The following is a 5,599-nucleotide window of genomic DNA, read 5'->3' on the forward strand; positions in this document are numbered from 1 at the left end:
CATACCCCAGGTCTGGATCAGTTGCTGCTGACCACCGGCCCCGAACACACTGTCAGGCGCAATGCCAAATCCAATGCTCTGGTAGGCTCCTGCCAGGTTCGTTCCACCATAAACGGTGTTCGCGCCTGCCGAGGCCGCCAAGTCTTGGATGTTGTAGCGGGTCGCACCATCCGTATACACGCCCTGGACGTTGATCACGTCGCCCACACCGGTCGGGATGTTCTTGATCGACAAGGCACCCTGCACCGCAAAGCCCCAACGGTCGTCGGGGTGACCGTTAAGTTCTACGCCGAGAGGAGCATAGTAGGCCGCATGGTTGTCATGCGCGGCGACCGACAACTGGAACAGACCCCAAGCCTGGTCAACGCGCAATACGCCGACGAAGTCAGGAGTAATCGTTCCCGCGTAGTCACTGGCGCCGAACGCGCCGAGGCCGGAAGTACCAAGGCCCGTAACCGAAGAGACGGAGACTTGGTTGACGCCAGCCTGATAGTAGGCGACCGAGTCCTGAGCCGAAACGGTGCCGCTGACGCCGTTGCCAAAGTCAGCAGTGTAGGTGAACTGATTGACGCCAGTGACCGTGCCGCCACCGCCGACGAGACCGTCGTAGATGTTGCCCGGATAGTTGGTCCAGGGAGCGCTGAACTGGGAGATGGCTTTACCCATCGTGAAGCCGGCGAACTGGATGAAGGCGTAGTAGACGCCAACTGTACCACCGGCCACCGCGCCCGCGTTGGCGTTGTTCGGAGCCTGAACCGCGCCGATCGCCGAGTAAACAGTCGATCCGTTGCCTTGCCCGGTGAAGCTGTCCGTGGTCCAGGAGAAGGTTGCGTCGAAGAACGTGCGGACCACGCCATATTCGGTCGCGGTGCGCGTATCGATGTTGAGGTCTTCACGCGAACGCCAGGTGTAACCGTTGGTGAAGCGGTTGCCCGCGCCGCCGGGACCGGACGTGTTACCAGTGTCGTCGCTGTTCGTGTTGGCCAGCACGTCAACACGCAAATAACCACCCAGCTTGATGCAGGTGTCGGTACCCGGAATATAGAAGAATCCGGCACCATACAGGGAGCAGACCCTCACATACTCGACGGCCTTGGCCTTGAGCGGAAGATCAGCAGCCTGCGCCCCACCCACGGCGATCAAACCCGCCGCTGAGCCGAGGATTAGGCTCTTAATCATCTTCATGTTAAACCTCCAAGTTGCTCTGTAGGGAAGGTTCCGGATCCGCCGGGTGCGAACACCCCAAGGTTGGTTCCCTTAATCCCTTGAAACCCGCTTAGCCACTTCGCGCCTTCGGACACTCCCGCATGAACGCGAGGGACTTAAGCGAACCACCTAAAACGGGACGACCTCGGGATGCCCCCCTCCGTCGCACGATCACAATTACCGAAGGACTCTGCACAAGCAATAAAGGAACCGCTCCGAAGCGTGCGCATGTGACCGTTTTTGGAACGGTGTTGCACAAATAACACGCAGACGCTTTCGAATTTTCTTCGCAAGCTTTTGTTTCTTAAATGGATTTTCACTTACTGCGAGTTCGGTGTGAGAGCTATCGAACTAACACCTCTGTGGGTGATGTCGCGCTTTCGCGCCTCGACTCACAGACGAATCGCCGAACGCAAAAGAGATGTGAAGTAAGAAAGAAGCGCCTGTTGCAGTGCTGTTACGCGTCAGGAATCAGCGTGGCGCAAGGAGCAAATGACGCAATAATAAAGGCCCAGGACTCCGGAGCGATGTGATGACGGAATCGCTGTGATTGGGCCTGAATGCCAACACAATCTTCAACGGAATTCCACGTTTCGGTCGACCGCGAGTGCGCTCGCAAGTCCGGCTCGCGCCTGTGCTCCTCGACGCAAAACGATCGTGAGCTTCTCCCCGCGAATCTGCCGCTTGCGGCTTTCCCCCGTGTCGGGCATATCGGCCCCCTGATGGAGCTGTGGCCGAGTGGCTGAAGGCGGCGGTTTGCTAAACCGTTATAGGGTTGTAAAGCCCTATCGAGGGTTCGAATCCCTCCGGCTCCGCCAACACACGATGGTCCGGCCCGGACACATGGGTAACAGATCGTACCTAAGACATGGGTGACAACCTCGTGCCGAACGGTTGTCGAGGGGCTGCAAGGTTTTCTGGGTCGCTTCGGTGGCGGGTTGGTCTCGTGAGACGGACCCCGAAGCTAGTTCCCAGTGGTCGCGGCGGCAGCGGTCGCATTTACATTATGCTCGGCCGTACTCGTTTGTGACGAAGGTTTGTGCGGTGGTGAAATGTGGCGACTGAATACCACCGCATCGATCGCGCTGATCACCTTTTGCTGAATGAGCTGGTTCTTATCGATCGAGATGTGCCCCACGCCGGGTATGCTCTGCACATCGATATTCTCCAGTGCGCCACGGAAATCCTTGGTCCGGGCGACAGGTTCGCCGACGCCACTCGCGATGTAAAAATTGATGTAGCGATCGGCGTGGCCCGCCAACTTCGTGCGAAACGTGGAATCGAGTCCAATCGCCAGCTTCACGGGCACCCCGAGCTGACTCAAACGCGCCACCATGTCAGGCAGGACCGTCGCACCCGCTGAGTGCCCGACCAAAATGATGGTTCGCACTTTGCCGCTTTTGTATTCGGCAGCGGCTTCTTCGGCGAGCGAGGACCAGGAAACAAAGTTGGCGACAGTGATTGGAATGCCTTGCGCCTCCAGCTTCGTCCCGATTTCATCAAGGCCCAATGAGAATACGTTCATAAGACCGCGGAGCAGATAAACGCGAGCACCGATTGCCGGCGCCGTCGCTTTTGCGTAGCAGGGCACGACCGGAAGACACAGCAGCAGCGTTATCAAGCTCGCTTGTATTCCGCGCAACGACAAACGATGAAGATGAATCCATCCCGTATACCCAATGTATGGCTTCATAGCCCCTCTCGAAATCAATAGCGCTGGCGCGCAGGGTAGCCCTCGAATCTTCGCCTCTGCAACGCCGCCCAGCTGAAGCTGGCCCTTTACTCACGACGCGTGACTCAACTGCAACACTACTGGCCGCAAGCGGAACTGACCTATCCGAGCTTATAGAGGCGCTTGCATCGCTGTTTCGACGCTCGACATAAGTCAGCAAATCGAGAATCCTGCGTCTCTCCGCTGAACTCGCCGCCCGTCAGGCATTGTCTGGAGTAGAAGAAAATGAGCCTTTTTCTCGCCAAGGCAGTCCTGCTTCTTTTGGCTGTGGGCTGGTATGTGATCCGCTTTCCCTACGAACGGCGCGCGCGGCGTACCCCGGTGGCGAAGACGGAGCGAGGGCCGCGCGAATATCTGCTGATGACTATATCCGCCGCTGGATTTGGGCTGATACCGCTGGTCTACGTCAGCTTCAATTTCCCGCGCTGGGCCGATTACCCATTTCACGCGGCCCAGGCTTGGCTTGGAACTCTGGTCGCCCTTGCCTCGCTGGTCATGTTCCGCCTGACGCACCGGGCACTAGGACAGTTCTGGTCGGTAAGCCTAGACGTGCGTGAGCAGCACCCTTTAGTTACACATGGGATCTACCGCTACGTGCGGCACCCGATGTACACGGCTTTCTGGCTGTGGGCGGTCGCGCAGGCGCTGCTTTTACCAAACTGGGTGGCGGGATTCGCTGCGATCATCGGCTTTGGCGTGCTGTTTTTTTTCCGCCTGCCTCGTGAAGAACAACTAATGCTCAAATCGTTCGGCGATGATTATCGCAAATACATGGCGCGAACCTATCGGCTGGTGCCCGGAATTTACTGAAGAGCGCAAACGTGCCTGCGCTAGTGTTTGCCTAAAGCGCGAAGACGAGCCGCCTTTTGCGGAGCTTTGGTTCGCTCGAGTTGCTTGATAACCTCGGGCATTAACTCCGCCGCTATCCTGGCATGCGCTTCAGCTGTGAAGTGGATTCGATCGAAGCTGTAGTAATCTTCCGGAAACACGGGATCGAACACGACAACCGGAATCCGACGGCTCTGCAAATGATGTTTCATCTCAGCGATATTAGCGGCCCGCCGTTCCGGGGATACGAAGAAACGCCGGTCGTTTGCTCCCGGCTGAAGGATCACGAGGTTCGTCTTGTCGGAGACGGCGGAATCGAGACGTCCGAGCATGCCCGCCGTGGTGTCGAACGGTCGGCCCGCATTCGTTATCTGCACGTCATAGCCTTTGCTCCTGAGCATTTGCTCCAAAACGTGAGGATAAGTGTGTTCCGAGCTGACAGTCCAACCAGACGTATTGCTGGCGCCGATGGCTACAACCCTGAATGGGTCCGCCCAGACGGGTTCCGCCAGGAAAAAGAAAGCTAGCGCGCAGACCAGGATGGCCGAGCGCGGTGTTGAGGCCCGAGTCCCGCCGAAAAATTTCAAGCCGCCGCTCCTTCCATAGACATGAAAATAAGAAACGAATCGAGTTGGCCATATATGTCCATGATAGTCTCTGCTAGACGCAGCGGAAGTCGCGCTCATCAAACGAGATGGATGATTATCTCAGGTCAACCGGTCCGCCGACATGAATGATGGTCGCCATCGCGGTAGATCGGTGCTTGCAGGCATGAGTTCGATCGTCGAACATAGCCTCGCAGACCGATTTACAGTAACGCGTACGTAACCGATCGCAACTGTCTCAAGGGAGGGTCATTGCGTTTGCAAGAGAACGAAAGTCCTGCGATCAGATCGCGTCTCGTCTTTCATTTTGGCGGCTATGAGCCCGTTCCGCCGACAAAAACCTACCGACGCTTCATTCGCGAGCTGCAGCGGTTTCGGCAGACCTGGTCTGTGACGAGCTCGGCCTCCGCTCCAGTAATTGCGAGCGACCGAGCAAATTGGGTGATCCTTTCGAACGGCCCGAACTGGACGGTGAAAACCGATCATCAATTATTCCGGTGGGATGACATTATGGCTGGTTATGCCGACCGGCCCACCTGGTGGCGGCTGCCGAACGGATTGCTTGCGTTCATTGATTTCGTCGTCGGAGGTGCGCTCTGGGGCTACGCTCGTACCAGCTGGCGCTACGCCCTGTTCTTTCTGTATCCGTATCTCCTCCTTCTGATGATGGTGGTCACTTCGTGTTACGCTGGCGAACTTGCCGCACGCACAACTGGATCGATCGCCATCGGTATCGCTGCAGCAGTTCTCGCCTTTATTCTACTTTATCTCGGCCCGAAACGGTGGACCTACCTCTCGCTTGCCCTTGATGACTGGATTTTCTCACGCCGGTATATCCGAGGCAGTGATCCCGAGCTGGAGCGTCGGCTTGATGCAGTGGCCGAGGAGATCATCGCAGCAGACTGTGCCGGGGTTGTGGATGAAATCCTTCTGATTGGTCACAGTCTTGGGGCGGTGCTGGCAGTTGACGCGCTGGATCGGGCTCTCCGACGAAAGCCCGACCTCGGATCGCGCGGTCCTCGGCTTGCCTTGGTGACGGCAGGATCTTCGATTCTCAAAATCGGACTGCACAGGGCCGCCGGCCGCCTCCGCGATGCGCTGGTGCGCGTCTCACGAGCTCCCGGCCTGTTCTGGGTTGATTATCAGGCGCTAACGGACGTCATGAATTTCTACCGAACAGACCCGGTGCGCGAGTGCCGATTGCAGCCCACCGGCCGACCGATCATTC

At 57.7% G+C, this 5,599-nt stretch carries 4 protein-coding genes, 1 tRNA gene and 1 pseudogene; 3 read left to right on the plus strand and 3 right to left on the minus strand.

Features of this window, described 5'->3' with window-relative positions; translation table 11 throughout:
• Positions 1-1,185 (minus strand): porin (locus tag VJV58_RS04305; RefSeq protein ID WP_324136107.1); only part of this gene is annotated, 1,185 nt, incomplete at its 3' end.
• Positions 1,186-1,930: 745 nt separating this feature from the next.
• Between VJV58_RS04305 and VJV58_RS04310 the strand changes: the two genes are divergently transcribed.
• Positions 1,931-2,024, plus strand: a tRNA-Ser gene (locus VJV58_RS04310).
• A 146-nt stretch (positions 2,025-2,170) separates the two neighbouring features.
• Here the strand turns inward: VJV58_RS04310 and VJV58_RS04315 are convergent.
• Positions 2,171-2,899, minus strand: coding sequence for a hypothetical protein (locus VJV58_RS04315; RefSeq protein WP_324136108.1), 729 nt, complete (start codon positions 2,897-2,899; stop codon positions 2,171-2,173).
• 264 nt (positions 2,900-3,163) lie between these two features.
• Here VJV58_RS04315 and VJV58_RS04320 point away from each other — a divergent pair, with 264 nt between their 5' ends.
• Positions 3,164-3,748, plus strand: a complete 585-nt coding sequence (locus tag VJV58_RS04320) for a protein-S-isoprenylcysteine O-methyltransferase (protein WP_324136109.1) — start codon at positions 3,164-3,166, stop codon at positions 3,746-3,748.
• 20 nt (positions 3,749-3,768) lie between these two features.
• Here VJV58_RS04320 and VJV58_RS04325 read toward each other — a convergent pair whose 3' ends face one another.
• Positions 3,769-4,452, minus strand: a complete 684-nt coding sequence (locus VJV58_RS04325) for a GDSL-type esterase/lipase family protein (RefSeq protein WP_324136110.1) — start codon at positions 4,450-4,452, stop codon at positions 3,769-3,771.
• Positions 4,453-4,881: 429 nt separating this feature from the next.
• Here VJV58_RS04325 and VJV58_RS04330 point away from each other — a divergent pair.
• A pseudogene (locus VJV58_RS04330) lies at positions 4,882-5,599 on the plus strand (hypothetical protein); the annotation flags it as partial.

This window comes from Bradyrhizobium sp. (assembly GCF_035273305.1).
In the GTDB taxonomy this organism is placed as follows: Bacteria; Pseudomonadota; Alphaproteobacteria; order Rhizobiales; family Xanthobacteraceae; genus Bradyrhizobium.

Bases quoted from the DNA above. Each gene is read 5' to 3' on its own strand.
- VJV58_RS04315 (WP_324136108.1), bottom strand. From the start codon at position 2,899: ATGAAGCCATACATTGGGTATACGGGATGGATTCATCTTCATCGTTTG.
- VJV58_RS04320 (WP_324136109.1), top strand. From the start codon at position 3,164: ATGAGCCTTTTTCTCGCCAAGGCAGTCCTGCTTCTTTTGGCTGTGGGC.
- VJV58_RS04325 (WP_324136110.1), bottom strand. From the start codon at position 4,452: ATGAGCGCGACTTCCGCTGCGTCTAGCAGAGACTATCATGGACATATA.